General features: G+C 58.8%; 14 protein-coding genes and 1 pseudogene. 7 read left to right on the forward strand and 8 right to left on the reverse strand.

Features of this window, described 5'->3' with window-relative positions; genetic code table 11:
• The coding region (locus ABRZ26_RS12115; RefSeq protein WP_319604391.1) for an Rpn family recombination-promoting nuclease/putative transposase at nucleotides 1–650 on the forward strand (650 nt) is incomplete at its 5' end.
• A gap of 44 nt (nucleotides 651–694) precedes the next feature.
• On the opposite strand, the gene ABRZ26_RS12120 is transcribed toward ABRZ26_RS12115, so the two are convergent.
• The 3 genes from ABRZ26_RS12120 to ABRZ26_RS12130 all read right to left on the reverse strand — a co-directional run bounded on the left by ABRZ26_RS12120 (nucleotide 695) and on the right by ABRZ26_RS12130 (nucleotide 6,516).
• Nucleotides 695–2,980: an ATP-binding cassette domain-containing protein gene (locus ABRZ26_RS12120; protein WP_319604392.1), complete on the reverse strand. Its 2,286-nt coding sequence runs from the start codon at nucleotides 2,978–2,980 to the stop codon at nucleotides 695–697.
• Complete coding sequence (locus tag ABRZ26_RS12125; RefSeq protein ID WP_319604393.1) at nucleotides 2,977–3,441, reverse strand: MarR family winged helix-turn-helix transcriptional regulator; 465 nt, start codon at nucleotides 3,439–3,441, stop codon at nucleotides 2,977–2,979. The genes ABRZ26_RS12120 and ABRZ26_RS12125 overlap by 4 nt, the downstream gene beginning before the upstream one ends.
• 318 nt (nucleotides 3,442–3,759) lie before the next feature.
• Entirely contained in the window at nucleotides 3,760–6,516 is a 2,757-nt protein-coding gene (locus tag ABRZ26_RS12130) for a winged helix-turn-helix domain-containing protein (RefSeq protein WP_319604394.1), read from the reverse strand.
• A gap of 213 nt (nucleotides 6,517–6,729) precedes the next feature.
• Here ABRZ26_RS12130 and ABRZ26_RS12135 point away from each other — a divergent pair, with 213 nt between their 5' ends.
• The 5 genes from ABRZ26_RS12135 to yacL all read left to right on the forward strand — a co-directional run bounded on the left by ABRZ26_RS12135 (nucleotide 6,730) and on the right by yacL (nucleotide 12,293).
• Nucleotides 6,730–7,692, forward strand: a complete 963-nt coding sequence (locus tag ABRZ26_RS12135; RefSeq protein WP_319604395.1) for a thiamine pyrophosphate-dependent dehydrogenase E1 component subunit alpha — start codon at nucleotides 6,730–6,732, stop codon at nucleotides 7,690–7,692.
• A gap of 10 nt (nucleotides 7,693–7,702) precedes the next feature.
• Nucleotides 7,703–8,722 carry an alpha-ketoacid dehydrogenase subunit beta gene (locus tag ABRZ26_RS12140; protein ID WP_319604396.1) on the forward strand — a complete coding sequence of 340 codons (1,020 nt, stop codon included), beginning with the start codon at nucleotides 7,703–7,705 and terminating at the stop codon, nucleotides 8,720–8,722.
• 2 nt (nucleotides 8,723–8,724) lie between these two features.
• The gene (locus ABRZ26_RS12145; RefSeq protein WP_319604397.1) at nucleotides 8,725–10,266 is read left to right on the forward strand and encodes a dihydrolipoamide acetyltransferase family protein; all 1,542 of its coding nucleotides are present in this window, start codon (nucleotides 8,725–8,727) and stop codon (nucleotides 10,264–10,266) included.
• A gap of 8 nt (nucleotides 10,267–10,274) precedes the next feature.
• Nucleotides 10,275–11,672 carry a dihydrolipoyl dehydrogenase gene (gene lpdA / locus ABRZ26_RS12150; protein ID WP_319604398.1) on the forward strand — a complete coding sequence of 466 codons (1,398 nt, stop codon included), beginning with the start codon at nucleotides 10,275–10,277 and terminating at the stop codon, nucleotides 11,670–11,672.
• 258 nt (nucleotides 11,673–11,930) lie between these two features.
• Complete coding sequence (gene yacL / locus ABRZ26_RS12155) at nucleotides 11,931–12,293, forward strand: protein YacL (RefSeq protein WP_319604399.1); 363 nt, start codon at nucleotides 11,931–11,933, stop codon at nucleotides 12,291–12,293.
• A 39-nt stretch (nucleotides 12,294–12,332) separates the two neighbouring features.
• On the opposite strand, the gene ABRZ26_RS12160 is transcribed toward yacL, so the two are convergent.
• Together ABRZ26_RS12160 and ABRZ26_RS12165 are read right to left on the reverse strand one after the other, a co-directional pair.
• Nucleotides 12,333–12,713, reverse strand: a complete 381-nt coding sequence (locus ABRZ26_RS12160) for a helix-turn-helix domain-containing protein (RefSeq protein ID WP_319604570.1) — start codon at nucleotides 12,711–12,713, stop codon at nucleotides 12,333–12,335.
• A 4-nt stretch (nucleotides 12,714–12,717) separates the two neighbouring features.
• Nucleotides 12,718–13,020: a type II toxin-antitoxin system HigB family toxin gene (locus tag ABRZ26_RS12165; protein ID WP_319604400.1), complete on the reverse strand. Its 303-nt coding sequence runs from the start codon at nucleotides 13,018–13,020 to the stop codon at nucleotides 12,718–12,720.
• Nucleotides 13,021–13,355: 335 nt separating this feature from the next.
• Between ABRZ26_RS12165 and ABRZ26_RS12170 the strand changes: the two are divergent.
• Nucleotides 13,356–13,482, forward strand: a pseudogene (locus ABRZ26_RS12170) (DeoR/GlpR transcriptional regulator); the annotation flags it as partial.
• On the opposite strand, the gene ABRZ26_RS12175 reads toward ABRZ26_RS12170, so the two are convergent.
• The 3 genes from ABRZ26_RS12175 to ABRZ26_RS12185 are packed head-to-tail and all read right to left on the reverse strand — an operon-like array spanning nucleotide 13,475 to nucleotide 16,491.
• Nucleotides 13,475–14,458: an aldose epimerase family protein gene (locus ABRZ26_RS12175; RefSeq protein ID WP_319604401.1), complete on the reverse strand. Its 984-nt coding sequence runs from the start codon at nucleotides 14,456–14,458 to the stop codon at nucleotides 13,475–13,477. The pseudogene ABRZ26_RS12170 and the gene ABRZ26_RS12175 overlap by 8 nt on opposite strands.
• Before the next feature lie 21 nt (nucleotides 14,459–14,479).
• Nucleotides 14,480–15,508, reverse strand: coding sequence for a LacI family DNA-binding transcriptional regulator (locus ABRZ26_RS12180; protein WP_319604402.1), 1,029 nt, complete (start codon nucleotides 15,506–15,508; stop codon nucleotides 14,480–14,482).
• Nucleotides 15,509–15,534: 26 nt separating this feature from the next.
• Nucleotides 15,535–16,491 carry an ROK family protein gene (locus ABRZ26_RS12185; protein WP_319604571.1) on the reverse strand — a complete coding sequence of 319 codons (957 nt, stop codon included), beginning with the start codon at nucleotides 16,489–16,491 and terminating at the stop codon, nucleotides 15,535–15,537.
• Between the last annotated feature and the right edge of the window lie 430 nt (nucleotides 16,492–16,921).

Genomic DNA, 16,921 nt, shown 5'->3' on the forward strand with positions numbered 1-16,921 from the left:
ATCTTGAACAGGGCCATGATCAGTTGCCGCTGGTGGTGCCGCTGCTGTTCTATCAGGGAGAACGCAGTCCGTATCCGTACAGCCTGCGCTGGCTGGATGCCTTTGATGATCCGCTTTTGGCGACCCGAATATACAGCAAGGCTTTTCCGCTGATTGATCTGACCGTGACTTCTGATGAGGAGATTAAAACCCACCGGCGGGCGGCGCTGCTGGAGTTGGTGCAAAAGCATATCCGTACGCGGGATATGCTGGAACTGGCGCGAGACATCGGGTTATTATTTGAACGCTGGCAGGTGCCGCTGAGGCAGAAAAAGGCGTTGCTGTACTACATCGCGCAAACCGGCAATACATCCAGACCAGCCGATTTTATCGAAATAGTGGCGGAGCCGTTGTCAATGGATCGGGAGGAGATAATGACGATTGCGCAGCAATTGAAACAAATTGGATTTGAAGAGGGGTTGCAGGCCGGAGTAATACAGGGAAGAGAGCAAGGCATAGAACAAGGCATAGAGCAAGGTATGAAAACCAGCGCACGGCAGATTGCGCGCCAGTTACTGCTGACCGGCATGGCGCGCGAGCAGGTTCAGCAAATTACCCGGCTTTCCGACGAGGAGATGGCGCAGTTGGCGCTCTCCGCTAACGAAAACTGACGGCTCGCCATCCGCAGGACTTGATAGTGCGCTTGATTTTGACGTTATCTCTGTTGACGAACGTATTTTCCCAGAAACGGCGCGGTAATCGATGTGGGCGAGGCCAGCATGTCCGCAGGCGTTCCCGAGAAAATGATTTTTCCCCCTTGTCTGCCTGCGCCGGGTCCCATTTCGATCAGCCAGTCGGCGTGGGCGATTACCGCCAGATTGTGTTCCACGGCGATAACGGTATGCCCTTTTCGGGTCAGATCATCGAACACCTTCAGCAGGCGTTCAATATCCGCTATATGCAGCCCGGCGGTCGGTTCGTCAAAGATATACAGATTGCCGTTTTCTTTCAGTTGGGCGGCCAGCTTCAGACGCTGGCGTTCTCCGCCGGAAAGCGTAGTGAGCCGTTGCCCGAGTTGGATATATCCCAGCCCGACGCGTACCAAGCGTTGTAAAGGCGCGACGATATCTTCCTGTCCGGAAAAATAATGCACGGCTTCGATAACCGGTAAGGACAATACCCCGGCAATGTTGTAACCGCGCCAATTCACCGCTCGGGCCGCCTCATTGAATCCTGTCCCTGCGCAGGCTTCACAGGGCGTTTCCACATCGTCCATAAACGCCAGATCGGTTTGCACCTGGCCCAGCCCTTTGCATAACGGGCAAGCGCCCTGCGCATTGTGGCTGAAAAGAGCGGCCGGTTTCCCGCTGGTGCGGGCGAACAGCGCTCTGACCGGGTCTAGCGCGCCAAGATAACTGATGATGGAGGCACGCCGCGTCCCGCCCAGCGCGCGTTGATCGATAAGGACGGCATGCGGGTAATAACGGGGCAGCAGGCGATTGACCAGCGTACTTTTGCCGGAGCCAGCGACCCCGGTCACGACGGTGAAAACCCCGGTCGGCACAGAGACGCTAAGGTGATTCAGGCTATACAGCGAGACATCGTGCAATGACAGTTGGCCGGTAGGGCGACGAACGTTGGTTTTGATCTTTGCCGGGCGGGACAAACAGCGGCCGGTCAGCGTATCAGCGCGACGCAGACCGGAATACGTTCCCTGATAGACGATATTTCCTCCCTCCGCGCCGGCTTTCGGGCCCATATCCACCACCCGATCGGCAATGGCGATGACGTCCGGATCATGTTCCACCACCAGCACGGTATTGCCTTTATCACGCAGCCGGCGCAGCAACGTATTCAACTGATGCACGTCGCGGGGATGCAGCCCCGCGCTGGGCTCATCGAAAATATAAGCGATATCGGTCAGGCTGCTGCCCAGATGGCGCACCATTTTTACCCGCTGCGATTCTCCCCCGGACAGGCTGGCGGTTTCCCGATCCAGACTCAGGTAGTCCAGCCCGATGGCGACCATTTGTTCCAGCCGCTCAGCGATGGCGGCGATCACGGTGGCGACGGGCGCGGCCTTGATGCTGCGGATGAATGGCAACAGATCGGATACTTCCATGGCGGCGCAATCGGCAATGGATTGACCCGCTATCCGACAAGACAGGATGCTTGGGTTGAGTCGCGCGCCATTGCAGTCCGGGCAGGTCTGGCGGACGAGCACGCGAGCCAGACCTTGGCGTTCCGCCTGCGTCAGTCGGCTGGGTTCGTGATCCAGATAGGCGCGGCGAAAGCGCGGCAGCACGCCCTGAAAGCGCGCGCTGGCGGGCCAGCCCGGCAAAGGATGGGACACCGGCAGATCGTCGGCGGACAGCAACATTTGCCATTCCGCTTCGCTGTAATCCTTCAATGGTTTGTCGCAATCGAACAGGCCGGAACAGGCGTAACGTTTCCAGCGGAACGTCCCGGGGGCAAAGGTGGAAAAGCGGATTGCCCCCTGATTCAGCGACTTGCTGCGATCGAACAAGCGCTCAAGATCGAGATGATTGACGACGCCCAATCCTTCGCACGTTGGACACATGCCCTGCGGATGATTAAAGGAAAAGACGTTGGCATAGCCGACGAACGGCTGCCCGGCCCGTGAAAATAGCAGCCTCAACAGCGGTTGGATATCGGTGACGGTGCCGACGGTAGAGCGTGCGTTGCCGCCTAACGGCTTTTGGTCGACAACGATGGAGGCGGGCAGGTTGCGCAGGGCGTCGGCCTGCGGCTGACCGTAGTGCGGCAGCCGATGGCGGACGAAGGCGCTATGGCTTTCGTTAAGCTGCCGCTGTGATTCGGCGGCGATGGTGTCAAAAACCAGGGATGACTTGCCGGAGCCGGATACGCCGGTGAAGACGGTGATGCGGTGTTTCGGGATGCTCAGGCTCACATCACGCAGATTATTGTTACGGGCGCCGATGATCTCAATATCCCGGTAATCTGTTTTTTCATGACTCATGAGCGATTTGTCTCATGCAGATCGGGACTCTCCAGCGCTACGCTGGCTTTGTCGCATAATTCGCTGAAGATGGCCTGCTCGCCCGGCGTCAGGGCCGCCATCACCCGTTGCGCCGCATCCTGACGGCCAATCGCGGCGCGCGCCAGAAAGTCCAGCCCGTGTTCGGTCAGGAGCGTAACTTGTTCGCGGCGATCGCCGTCGGCGGACGCCTGAGTCACCAGATCCAGATCTTTCAGCACCCGTAAGGCTTTGGAGACGCCGCTTCGGGCAATACCCAGCCGCTCGCTTAACTGCGTCGGCGTCGCCGCGCCGTGCAGGCGCAATAGCTCAAGGATATCGTACTGTCCCCAGGTTACGGTTTCCGGCGTGTAACGGGAACGACGAGCGACGAGGACGCATTGCAGTCTGGATAAGGCGTTTTCTAACGCTCCCGGCGAACGGGAAGAGTCTGGTATGGTCATGATGGCGAGGTTTTCTTCTGTTAAGTTCCGGGTGGAAATCATATTTGCGATTTATTGGCTTTAATTTAGCAAATTGATTTCTTTTTAGAAAGTATTTGTCGTGTATTCTCCTGATGTGATGGTTGAGGGCCGTCGCAGGCGACGTTTAAAATCGCTCCTGGCGATTTTTTATGACGGGCTATCCCTGCCCGCCACCCTCCGGGCCGTCGCGGGGCGACGTTTAAAATCGCTCCTGGCGATTTTTTATGACGGGCAATCCCTGCCCGCCACCCTTCGGGCCGTCGCGGGGCGACGTTTAAAATCGCTCCTGGCGATTTTTTATTCGGAGCAATCGGCTTCGCTTAGCATTTTGGCCCGCCCCATCGCCTGGGTACGGCTGGTGACGTCAAGCTTGCCGTAGAGATTCTTTAAGTGCCATTTGACCGTATCAACCGAGATATCCATGCTGCGGGCGATCTCTTTGTTCGAGCGGCCTTGGGCGACCAGCAGCAGCGTCTGATTTTCGCGTTCGGTCAGCGGAGGCAAGGGGCGCCAATCGGCAATCGGGCCGACGTCAATTTGCGGCGCGGCGCGTAACAGATTAGCGATATAGCCGCGCTCGTCGGCGTCCGCCCGGCTCTGCATGTGTTGAAGCAGCGGGTGGATTTCAGCGCCGGCATCCAGCAGGCTGCGCTTCAGATTTTGACTTCTGGCCAGTTTTATCACCGGCGACAGCGCGTCTGCGGCTTGCTGCCGCTCGCCTTCCCGCCACCAGGCTACCGCACACAGCGCGCGTAGCCTTAGCGCTTCCAGTATGCAGCGGCGTTCCTCCAGTTGCCGCACCAGCGGCCACAGCAGACTCGCCGCCTTACCGGGCTGGCCTTCATCCATCAGTATCAGAGCCTGCGCGGTGAGATGGCTGGTTTGCAGGTAGTTGGCGTGCGGCAAGGTCCGGCGGTATTTTTCTCTGAGCGCGGTTAATTGCCCCATCAACTCCCGCGCCTGGCATCGCTGGTTTTGCAGCACGGCGACCCGGATCTGTTCCGCCAGCAGCATGCCTTGCAGCCGCGGCCAGCCCCGGCCGATCACCACCTGTTGCGCGTGTTCCAGCAGCACTTTGGCCTGTGCCGGGTCGTGCGGCAAGGCGCGCCGGACCAGCGCCCGATAGGCGCTTAGCAAGGCGTCCGGCGGCGCGAAAATATCGATTTTGGCTAAATGCGGAGCGACCTGCGAATCCAGCAGCAGGACGTTGTCCTCTTCATAATGAATTTCCGCCAGCAGGGCCTGTAACGTCGCGCTGCCGCAGGAGTCGACGCCGGTCAGACGCTCGGCCTGCTTTAATGCCTGCCGGTAATATACTTCGCCGGTGCGTAAATCCGCCTGACGCACATGATGGAGCCCCAGAATGAACGCCCGATAGACGCTGACGAACAAATTATCCTGCGGCGCGCAAGGCGAGGGCATATGTTGCTGCACCGCGGCGACGTCCTGATAGCGGTCCTGCACCAGATAGTCGTAGCTGAGGATATTGCACACCAGACCATCCACCCAGCTGTCGCCGCAGGGAACCCGCTTGAGCAGCGGTCTGGCCAAGGCTTCGCTGGTCACAATATCTTCGGCGAACGAGGCGGCGATGGCGCTGATCACCTGCCATTTAATGCGCAACCGTTCGCTTAACTGATGAAGCGCGAAGCCGGACTGTAGCCGGTTCAGCAGCGCTTTTGCTTCATCAAAACGAAAGTAGTGGGCCAGCGCCCATGCCAGGTTCAACTGTAGCTCAATGCGTTCTTCGCGGGCGCCCTCGGTTAACGGCAACTGTTGCAGCCAGCGCACCAGCGTATCGAGATCGCCTTCTTCGGCCAACGATTGCGCGCTCGGCGCGGCGTAGGCGGCGCTGTTGTCCAGCTTGCCCGCCGCCAGCGCATGGCGAATGGCCTCCGCCCAGTAGCCGTTGGCCGCCAGCCAGTTGCTGGCGCGCTCATGCAGTTCGGCGATTTTTACCGGCCCGTTGGCCAGGCGCTCATATTGCGCCTCGGCAAACAGCGAGTGGTAGCGAAACCAGCCCCCCTGCTGGTCCAGCGGCGAAATGAACAGGTTATGCTGTTCGATAAAATGCAGCATCTGTTTACCGTCGCTGCGCAGGGTGACGGCGTTGCATAACTCCGGCGTGAAGCGATTGAGAATCGAGGTCTGTAATAAAAACTGCTGGATTTCCGGCGGCAAGGGATTCAGCACCACTTCCTGTAGATAGCGCGCCATCTGTTTGGCGCCGGCCGGGCCTTCGAGGGTCTGAAACAGGGTGTCGCCGCTGCCGGTCGCGGAGAGCGCGGCTACCTGGATGCCGATGATCCAGCCTTCGGTGATCGCCAACAGCCGCTGGATATCGGCCTGATCGAGATTCTGATGGGCGGTCTCGGCGAAGTACGCCAGAATTTCCGCCGGATTGAAGCGCAGATCGTTGATATCGATCATCACCATCTGGTTGCCCGCCAGCATGCGCATCAGCGGCAACGTCGGCAGGCTGCGGCTTCCCAGCAGCAGGTGCAGGCAGGCCGGCGCGTAGTTCACCAGTTCGTTGATATCCTGCAAAATCACCGGATTACGTATCAGATGAAAGTCGTCGATCACCAGATACAGCGGGGTCTGGCGCTGGCTCAGGCTGTTGATCAGATTGCGGATAAACCCGTCTTCGGTACACAGCGAGGCGCCCGGCGCAATGGGTTCAAGCTGGCTGAACAGCGCGCCGCAATAAGGGTGCAGGGCGGCCAACAGATAGCGGCGGAAATCATGCAGGGCATTGTCCTGTTCGTCCAGACTCAGCCAGGCCACGCAGTACCCCTGGGCGATCATGTCCTGCTGCCATTGGCTCAGCAGGGTGGTTTTCCCGAATCCGGCGCCGGCGCACACCAGCGCCAGGCTGAGTTGATGAATCCTATCCAGATGAGATAACAGGCGATCGCGGCGTAAAACGGCGCCGGAAGTGCGCGGCGGAGACAGTTTTGTCGCTATCAGCGGCAGTCCGTGGCTGAGCGTAAATGACTTCTGACGATAATCGATGGCTGACGTGAGCGTCGGGTACAAAAGGTTCTCATTCATGGGGCGCGATCCTCATGTGGTCCTGTTGTCCAGGTTGTGATTCGCCGGCGTAATGGCTGCGCTTTTTACCCCCCCCAATTTAGCCGCCTTGACTACCCGTTCGGGTAGTTATCCCCGCCGTTTTATCTTTCTATCTTAGTCTCTGGCGAGGGTGGATCCCGTGATAGGGGTCACCGTTAACAACGGTAAAACCAAGCAAATGAGGGCTAAATCATGTCGTTAAGCAAACAGGCGTTATTGCAGGCCTATCGCAAAATGCGCGAGATCCGCGTTTTTGAGGAGCGGCTGCATCAGGAGAACACCACCGGGGATATTCCGGGGTTTATCCATCTGTATAGCGGTGAAGAAGCAATTGCCGTCGGCGTTTGTCAGAACCTGAGCGATCGGGATTATATCGGCTCCACCCATCGCGGACACGGGCATTGCATTGCCAAAGGTTGTGATATTCACGGCATGATGGCGGAAATATTCGGCCGGGAAACCGGGCTGTGCCGGGGGAAAGGCGGTTCGATGCATATCGCCGATTTGAGCAAAGGCATGCTCGGCGCCAATGCGATTGTCGGCGGCGCGCCGCCGCTGGTTATCGGGGCGGCGCTGACGGCGAAAACGCTGGGTACGACGGATGTGGCCGTCTCTTTTACCGGCGATGGCGGCTCCAACCAGGGACTGGTGTTCGAAGCGATCAATATGGCGGTGGTATTACAATTACCCGCCATTTTCGTATTTGAAAACAACGGTTTTGGCGAAGGCACCGGTCATGACTATGCGGTAGCCGGCCGGGATATCGCCGGTCGCGCCGGCGGTTTCGGTCTGCCGGCGGTGAAGGTGGACGGCACCGACTTTTTAGCCGTTTACGCTGCCACCGAAGAGGCGGTGCGGCGCGCGCGCAGCGGCGGGGGGCCGAGCGTTATCGAAGCGTTTGCGCCCCGCTGGCACGGGCATTTCGAGGGCGACCCGATGCTTTACCGCCAGGAAGGCGAAGTCGACCGCCTGCGCAAAGAAAAAGATCCCCTGCAAATCTTCAGTAAGCAAGTGAAAAAGCAGATTTCCGCCGCTGAACTGGCCGCTATCGACAGCGAGGTTCAGGCGCTGGTGGATGACGCAGTCCTGAAAGCCCGGGCCGCGCCGTTCCCGACGGTGGATCAGGTTCTTACCGACGTTTATGTCTCTTACTGAGGGCTCGACCATGGCAATCAAAACGTATCGTGAAGCGATAAAAGAAGCGCTGGCGCAGGAAATGGAGCGGGATGAACGCGTGGTGCTGATTGGTGAAGATGTGTGCGGCGGTCAGGCGGGGACGGTGGAAGTCGGCTCTCGCGGCGAAGCGATGGGCGGGGTATTGGGCGTCACCAAAGGGCTGTGGACGCAGTTTGGTTCATCGCGGGTGATTGATACGCCGATTACCGAATCCGCCATTATCGGTATGGCGGCGGGGGCGGCGCTGACCGGCTTAAGGCCGGTGGCGGAACTGATGTTTATGGATTTCTTCGGCGTCAGTCACGACATGCTGTACAACCAGGCGGCGAAGTTCCGTTACATGTTCGGCGGCAAGGCCAAGGCGCCGCTGGTGGTGCGCGGGATGATCGGCGCGGGTTTTTCGGCCGCCGCGCAACATTCGCAATCCCCCTATAACATTTTTGCCTCGACGCCCGGTCTGAAAGTGGTGGTGCCTTCCTCGCCCCATGACGCCAAGGGCTTGCTGATCCAGTCCATTCGCGACGACGATCCGGTGATGTTCTGCGAACACAAAATTTTATACGACATCAAAGGCGAGGTGCCGGAACAGGCTTATGCCATTCCGTTCGGCGTCGCCAATTACACCCGCGAAGGCACCGATGTCACCATTATCGCGCTGTCCGCGATGGTGCATAAAGCCAATCAGGCGGCGGATCAGCTGGCTAAAGAGGGGATCTCGGTGGAAGTCGTCGATCCGCGCACCGTCTCGCCGTTGGACGAAGAGGGGATCCTGGAGTCCGTAGCCGCCACCGGCCGCGTGGTTATCGTTGACGAGTCGGCGGCCCGCTTTGGTTTCGCCCACGACGTCGCCGCGCTGATTGCCTCGCAGGCGTTCTATCGGTTGAAAGCGCCGATTGTGATGGTCACGCCGCCCCATACGCCGGTTCCCTTCTCAAACGTGCTGGAACAGGCCTGGATACCCAGCGTCGATCGCATCAAGACCGCGGTTCGTAAAGTGATGGAGGACTGACTATGAGCGCCATTCGGGTAATCGAAGTACCTAAGTGGGGACTGTCGATGGAAGAGGGAACGCTTAATGTCTGGCTGATTAAAGAGGGGGAAAGTTTTACCGCCGGGCAGGAGGTTTGCGAGATTGAGTCCAGCAAGATCACCAACGTGCTGGAAGCGCCTTTCGCCGGCGTGCTGCGACGCATTCTGGTACAGCCGGGCGAGACGGTGCCGGTCAGCACGCCGTTGGCGCTGGCGGCCGACGCTGACGTCGGCGATGACGAGCTGGATCGCTTCGTCGCCGGACTGCAAGGCGCTGCCGCCGCCGATAATTCGCCGCCGCCGCAGGCCGTCGCGGCAGATCCGCCGCCAGCGTCGCCGGTTGTTACGCCGCCCGTCGCATCGCCGCCATCCGCCGCCGCCAAAAAGAGCGCTGCGCCGGCTGAAGCTTCCACCGCTTATCAGGTGCCGGCGGCGCTGCTTGGCGACGGCGGCCAGGAGAGTTTCGCCACGCCGCGCGCGCGGCGTCTGGCGACCTCGCTTGCCGTCGATCTGAGCAAGATTGCGGGCAGCGGGCGCGGCGGACGCATCTCGATCGCCGATATCGATGCGGCCATCGTGCAGCATGGCGGCAAGGTTAAAACGCCAGAGCGCCAGGCGCGGACGACGCATCAACCGGCGTCGCGTCAGGATGACGGTCAGGTCGCGGCGACGCCGGTCGCCCGCCGTCTGGCCGCCAAACTGGGGATTAATCTGCACGACTGCCGGACGACGGGGAGTCGGGGACGGGTGTGTCAGGCGGACGTCGAACAGGCGGCGGCGCGTTTGGCTATCCCGCTGGCGGGAGAGGAAGCCACGGCGGCAGAAGCAGTGACGCCGGGTTACGAAGTGACGGCCATGAGCGGTATGCGCCGGGCGATCGCCACGCGTTTGCAGGCGTCCAAACGCGATGCGCCGCATTTCCGTCTGCAAGTGGATTTGGCGCTGGATCGTCTGCTGGCGCTGCGTAAAGAGATCAATGCGGCGGTGCCGTCGGTCAAACTTTCGGTCACCGATATGCTGATCAAAGCCTGCGGCCTGGCGCTGGTTAAGGTTCCCGGCGTCAACGCGTTGTTCGATCAGGATCGCCAGACGATCCAGCATTATCACGATGCGGATATTTCGATCGCGGTCGCGCTGCCCGACGGTCTGATCACCCCGATTGTGCGGGCGGCGAACCGCAAGACGCTGGCCGAGATCGCCGGGGAGATGTTAACGCTGGCGACCAAAGCCAGAGCGGGCACCCTGAAGCCGGAAGAGTTCCAGGGCGGCACGTTCAGTATTTCCAATCTCGGGATGCACGGCGTGCGCCAGTTCGACGCCATTATCAATCCGCCGCAGGTGGCGATTCTGGCGATCGGCGCCGGGGAGCGCCGCGTGGTGGCGGAACAGGATCAGATGGTGGTGCGCACATTGATGAGCGTGACCCTGTCCTGCGACCATCGGGTGGTCGACGGCGCCAGCGGAGCCGAGTTTCTTAGCCAACTCAAGCATCTGGTGGAAAACCCCGCCACGCTGCTGGTATAGGAGCGGAAATGAAAGATAACTATGATGTTTTGGTTATTGGCGGCGGACCGGGCGGCTATGTCGCCGCTATCCGCGCGGCGCAGCTGGGGCTGAATACCGCGCTGGTGGAGAAGCGGCATTTGGGCGGCGTATGCCTCAACTGGGGCTGTATTCCCACCAAGGCGCTGCTGCGCGGCGCTGAATTGGCTCATCAACTGGCGCATATGGATGAGTTCGGATTCAGCGCGGAGGCGGTCCATTTCGATATCGCCAAACTGGTGGCCCGTAGCCGCAGCGTCTCCGCCGGGCTGACGGCCGGCATTGCCTCGCTGTTGAAAAAAAACGGCGTGACTGTCATTACCGGCACGGCGACGCTGACCGGCAAAGGGGAGGTGAGCGTCGACGCCGACGGCGCAGCGCGCGCTTATCGGGCCAATCATATTATTCTGGCCACCGGCGCGCGGCCGCGCGGGCTGCCCGGCATCACGCCGGACGGCAAGCGTATCTGGAACTATATGAACGCGCTGATCCCGGAAACGGTGCCGTCGTCGCTGCTGATTGTCGGCACCGGCGCCATCGGCATCGAGTTCGCCAGCCTGTATAACGATCTGGGCTGCGCGGTGACGCTGGTGGAGATCGCCGAACGCATCATGCCGCTGGAGGATGCCGATGTTTCCGCGCTGGTCGCCCGCCAGTTTAGCCAACGCGGCATCGCCATTCTGACCAACGCCGGCGTGACCGAGGTGGAAACGGACGACGAGCGCGCCAGATGCCGTATTCGGCTGGCGAACGGCGACCAGCAAACGGTGGATGTCAGCCAGGTGCTGCTGGCGGTCGGTGTGCGGGCCAACTATGAGGATCTGGGGCTGGAAGCATTGGGCGTCGAGATCGACGGCGGTTACATCAAAACCGACGAGTGGTGCCGAACCAACGTCTTCGGTCTTTATGCCATCGGCGATGTCGCGGGGGCGCCCTGCCTGGCGCACAAGGCCAGTCACGAGGCGGTGATCTGCGTGGAGAAACTGGCGGGCGTGGCTGATGTCGCGCCGCTGGACAAACGCGCCATCCCGGCCTGTACCTACTCCCGTCCGCAGGTGGCCAGTTTCGGCCTGAGCGAGGCGGCGGCGCGGGCCAGCGGGCGGGCGATTGCGGTCGGTCGTTTCGACTATCGGGCCAACGGCAAAGCGCTGGCGATGGGCGAGGCCGTGGGCTTTGTGAAAACGATTTTTGACAAGGAGAGCGGCGAACTGCTCGGCGCGCATATGGTGGGGCCGGAGGTGACGGAGCAGATCCAGGGATTCGCCATCGCTCATCACCTTGAAGCGACGGAAGAATCGCTCAGCCAGGTGATTTTCGCCCATCCGACGCTCAGCGAAGCGATGCACGAGGCGGTGCTGGCCGCCGGCGGCAAAGCGCTGCATCAATAAGCGTAATCCGGCGCAATCTTTCCCGGCGCCGGATAACCTGCTATCGTTCGACAGGTTTCTGATATTGACAGGATTGCTGGTTGTCCGGCTGCGCTGCGCCTGCATTTCTTTCGGCATTAGAAACGAGCGACCTGTATCAGACCGGCAGATCTTTTTTCTTCTCTGTCCGTCATGCTTGAAGTATGACGGGTATATCACTGTGGTATGGCAGGAGGATGGTTACACTGAAAAACAAGCACTATCACAGAGGGCGGCATCATGGACTATGAATTCTTGCGGGACGTTACCGGGCAGGTAATGGTACGAATGTCGATGGGACATGAGGCGGTCGGTCACTGGTTTAATGAAGAGGTCAAAGGGCAACTGACGCTGTTGGACGAGGTGGAGGCGGCGGCGCGTTCGGTGGCGGGAAGCGAAAGACAGTGGCAAAAAGTCGGCCACGAATACACGCTATTGCTGGATGCCGAAGAAGTGCTGATTCAGGCCAATCAGTTGGAATTCGTCGTCGATGAAATGGAAGAGGGCATGAGCTACTATGATGAAGAAAGCCTGTCGCTGTGCGGCCTGGAGGACTTTCTCGATCTGGTGGCGAAATACCGGGAGTTTGTGCGGCAACGTTGAGCGGGTTCGTTGGGGACGTTGGACTCCGGGCGTCGTTGTTTAAGCTGACGGCGTAACCCGGCCCGGTTTTATCAGACTTTCGGCAGGAATATTGAACATCGTATGTAAATTCCAGATCATCGGCAGCGTCAGATTTCGCTTGCCGTTGAGTATTTCATAAACGCGATTTAAGCGACCGATAGCCGGCTGAAGATCTTTGGGCGTCAATCCCGATTGTTCCATACGGAATTTAATCGCTTCAATGGGGTCGGGGAGATCCACAGGAAAGTGTTTGGCCTCATAGGCTTCAATAAGTGTGACCATCACATCAAAAAAATCGCCTTCTGGCGTGCCGGGTTCTGGTGGATTATCGAATAAAGGAGAGACTTGTCCAAGCGCGGTCTGATAGTCGCTGTCATTGCGGATAGGATAAATCGTCATCATGTTATTCCCCTTCAATGGTATTGGCGTCAATGGCGTCATACTGCCGATGCGTACCGATAAATTTGATGTACATGGCGCCGAAACGATAGGCGACAGACGCGATAAGACGATACTCGTTGCCCTTGATATTAAAAACCACCCGGCGGCTTTTCAGGATGCTGGCGTGGCGAAACTGCGCTTTTAACTCATTTGGCGTAAGCCAATGGGCATTTCTGACTTCATCAACCCAGGCTTTAAGCGGCTGCTCCGCATCCGGATGCAATTCCCAGAACTTGCGTAATCTGCCGATAGCGATAATTTTCATGTGAACTCTTAGTCCCAATTTGGGATTATAACAGTGAAATCCCATTATGGCGAGAGCGTCTGGATGCGTCGATAGATAGCCTATTGCTGGTACTGTTTATGGGTATGGCTTCGCAAATTGCCCTGGGGAATGTGATATTTGCCGTCTAGCGGATAAGACAAGGCGGAAACAGATGAGTGCCAACATGGCAATTTCGTTGTGAACGTAGTGTCTGTACTCCCTCCCTTTTGAATTTATTTAATCAAATCATAAGCGCGAGGTTTTGGCGTCGAGCGATGGTTTGGGGCTGAAGGGCTGTGGGGGTTGTCTTCGGTCGCCATGATTGCCGCCATAAGCAAGGCATTACCACGCCAACGGAAGAAAAAGCCGGCGTGAAACAGGATCTCGGCCTGAATGCCAGCCGTCGGGGTGTTACTGGCCGACAGCAGCAAATATGGCGCCTATTCTCTTTGCTTCACGCCGTCTGGCAGCGGATCCGGTAGCCAATGGTTATCGGCTGGTCTGGCGTGAGCGCCAGGCTGGTTTCGTAGCCGAGGTCGCTGATAGGATTATCCGCGCGACTGCCGGGGCCGAGATCCCAGGCGGAGCAGACGGGTTCAACCCCCAGGCAATGGTTTTTACCGTCCCACGGCGGCATAGCCCGTCCGCCGTTGCTGAACCATAGCAGGCAGTGCGGCAGCCATTGCGTATCCCAATGCAAAGACACGGTTATCTGACGCGCCGGATAGTGCAGCTTAATGCCTGATACCGGACTAAGCAGTTGAACGATTTCTTCGGTTGGGAAGGGCAGGGGAAGCCGGCTCAGGTTCGCCGTCGCGCCGTTCAATGCCGGCACGGCGGCCAGATCGGTAAAGCGCGCCAGCGGTTGTAGCTGGCTGATATTCGGCTCGGTAGCGGTGGGATAGACAATGCCCTGTTGCAGATTTTCGGCGCTGAGCCGCACTTCGCCCGCCTCGCCGCCCACGGGAAAGATAGGATGCAGCCCCACCGGGAAACGGCATGAGCGCCGGGCTGCGATGGTCAGGCTAAAGTCGACCTCGCCGTTATCGGCCAGCGTGATGGTGCGTTGCAGCCGGGCAAGAGGGTAGTCGTCAGGGTAGTTGAACGTTAGCCGGATATGGTTGGCGTGGCTATCGTCCATCTCCCACTGGCCGTTCACCGGTAAACCGTGCGGCGCCTGACTAAAATAGCCCTCGGCCTCTTTTTCGCTGTGGCCGAAAGGCACGCCGACCCACTCTCCCGCCAGCCGGCGCATCAGCGGCGGCTGACCCGCGCAGGCGATGGGGTCGTCCAGCCAGTGCGCCCGGTGAAAAATAGCATGAGAGCAACCGGGGGCGGGCTGATAAGTCAGTGAGGTTAATATGCCGCCCGCGCTGCTGACCTGCGCGCGCAGCAGGCCGTCATGGCTGTTCAGAGAAGAAACGCGATGAGCATTCATGATGGCTCCTGCTGCGTTAGGTTACGGGTTTATCGGTTCCGGATTTGCTATTGGCTTTTTGGTTTCGCCTTCACCGGCGCTTTTTCTTTTCACCAGCTTGACGGCAAGCTGCTGTTGCTCGTTTTCCCCTTGCGGCGCCAGCAATAGCTGCAATGCCTGCCGTCCCAGGGCCGCTTTATCAACGGCGATCGTCGTCAGCGGCGGGTTGGACACCGCCGCGCCCTCGATATCATCGAACCCCACGATGGCGATATCCTGCGGTACGTTCAAGCCATGTTCCTGACAGACGCGCATGGCGATCAGCGCCGCGGAATCATTGTAGGCAAAAATGGCGTCGGGAGGCTGCGGCAACCCCAGCAATTCTTCCACGGCATTGGTGAGCGACGCGGCCGTATCGAGAATGGGCGGGGCAATGGCTTCATACTCCGGCGGCGTGAGTAGCTTGGCCTCATACAGCGCCTGACGATAACCTTTTTCCCGCAGGCGAATACTGTAATGGGCAAGGCTGCTGGCGAGAAACGCAATGCGCGTTCTTCCCTGGCGGATCAGGTGCCGGGTCGCCAGATAGCCGCCCTGGAAGTTATCCGGGTTAATGCAGGGAAGATGCGGCGACCACAGATCAACCAGCGCCAGCGGCCGTTGCGTGTTTTGCAACACGGCGAGCAGCTCAGGCTCGAAAAAACCCGCGCACAGTAGGGCATCGGGATCGTGCAGCCGAACCTGCTCTTCTACGGCATCGGTAGGGCCGATCGCCAGAAAGCTCAGGGCGACGCCAGCTTCGCGGCAGGCGTTTTCCACGCCGAGCAGTAAAGGAGAATAGAACGACAGCGCGCTGGAAATGTTGTGCTGGCGGTGCAGTAAAAACAGAACCCGGCGGATTTTATCGTTACGCAACCGGGTAAAGTCGTATCCCTGCTGCTGGGCGATGCCGAGAATACGCTGGCGCGTTTCGTCCTTCAGACCCGGCTGTCCTTTAAGCGCGCGGGAAACGGCGCCCGCTGAAACGCCGGCTTCAACGGCAATATCTCTTATCCTTATACGCTTGGTCATGCGTTACCCTGGTTCCTGTTCGCGGTTCAACGATGTCTGGAAATGCTATCACAAAGCGGTTTCCCGCAGGATGTCGATAACAGTTTTTTGCCCAGCCAGGCGGCGCCGCGCACGCCGCTGCTATCGCCATGTCGCGCCTGAACAATCGGGGTCGTGAAGGTATTGCTGAAGATATAGCGGGCGATCTGCGCCTCCAGGCCCTGATACAGCGCCTTACGGTTCGACAATCCGCCGCCGATGACGATCACGTCGGGATCGATCAGGTTGATCGCGCCGGCCAGCGAACGCGCCAACTGATCCTGAAACAGGGTGAAATGCTCGCAGGCTTCAACGTCGCCCGCTTCGACGGCATCCATGATCGCTTTCGAGGTCAATTTCCGATGATAGCGCAGGTTATAGCGTTCCGCTAACCCGGTGCCGGAAATAAAGGATTCGATACAGTTGGTTTGGCCGCAGTAGCAGGCTACGGACGGGCCGTCCCGTTCCGGCGTATAGCGCGGCAGGCTGTTATGCCCCCACTCTCCGGCGCAGCGATTGCGCCCATCCAGAACCTGTTGACGGATGGCGATGCCGCCGCCGCAACCGGTGCCGAGGATCACGCCGAATACGCTGTCGTAGCCTTGCCCGGCGCCGTCAATGGCTTCTGAAAGCGTGAAGCAGTTCGCATCATTGCTGATCGCGACCGGTTGTCGGCAGTGGGCTTCCAGCATGGCGGGCAACGGCTGTTGGTTAATCACCAGAATATTGGAGTTTTTGATTTTGCCGTTGCTGGCTTCCACCGTTCCCGGCAGGCAGATGCCAATGCTGAATGGGGATGACAGCGCCTGGCGGACGTCGTCGATGACGTGGCATAGCTCGCCGAAAAAGGCCGTATAGCTTTGTTTTTCCGTGGGGTAACGCTGCTTGTACGCCACTTCTCCCTGGGGATTAAGCACGACAGCCTCGATTTTTGACCCACCGATATCAATACCCAGACTTAACATATTTATCGCTCCTGCTAAAAACGCTACGGTCATCCCCGCCCACTGGTCATTCCCGCGCAGGCGGGAAGCTGCCTGGGAAGTCATGCTATGTCCATTTTCGGCATCGGACGTTGCGGAAGTTTACTTCTTTTTGTTTACTAAACTCAATTTTATTTGTTCGTTTTTTCTATCAGGCAATGTTTGTTTTTCTCTAGGTATTTCATGGAAATAAAATAATTCGGTTGAAGCGGAAAGAAAAAACAAATCAGGAATGTGAAGGTTGTCACGCAACCTGTACGAATAAATATGGATTTGTTTACTAAACATATGACGAGTGCTATTACATAGCGATTATTCCGGTCGCAGTACATAAACCCAGGCCGTTGTCAGCGAACCAGGAGAGGGATGATAGCCGTGCGGAACCCTTGTCGCCCGGCGCCATTCTTCCCGC

This window comes from Brenneria sp. L4-2C (assembly GCF_040240335.1).
Lineage (GTDB): Bacteria > Pseudomonadota > Gammaproteobacteria > Enterobacterales > Enterobacteriaceae > Brenneria.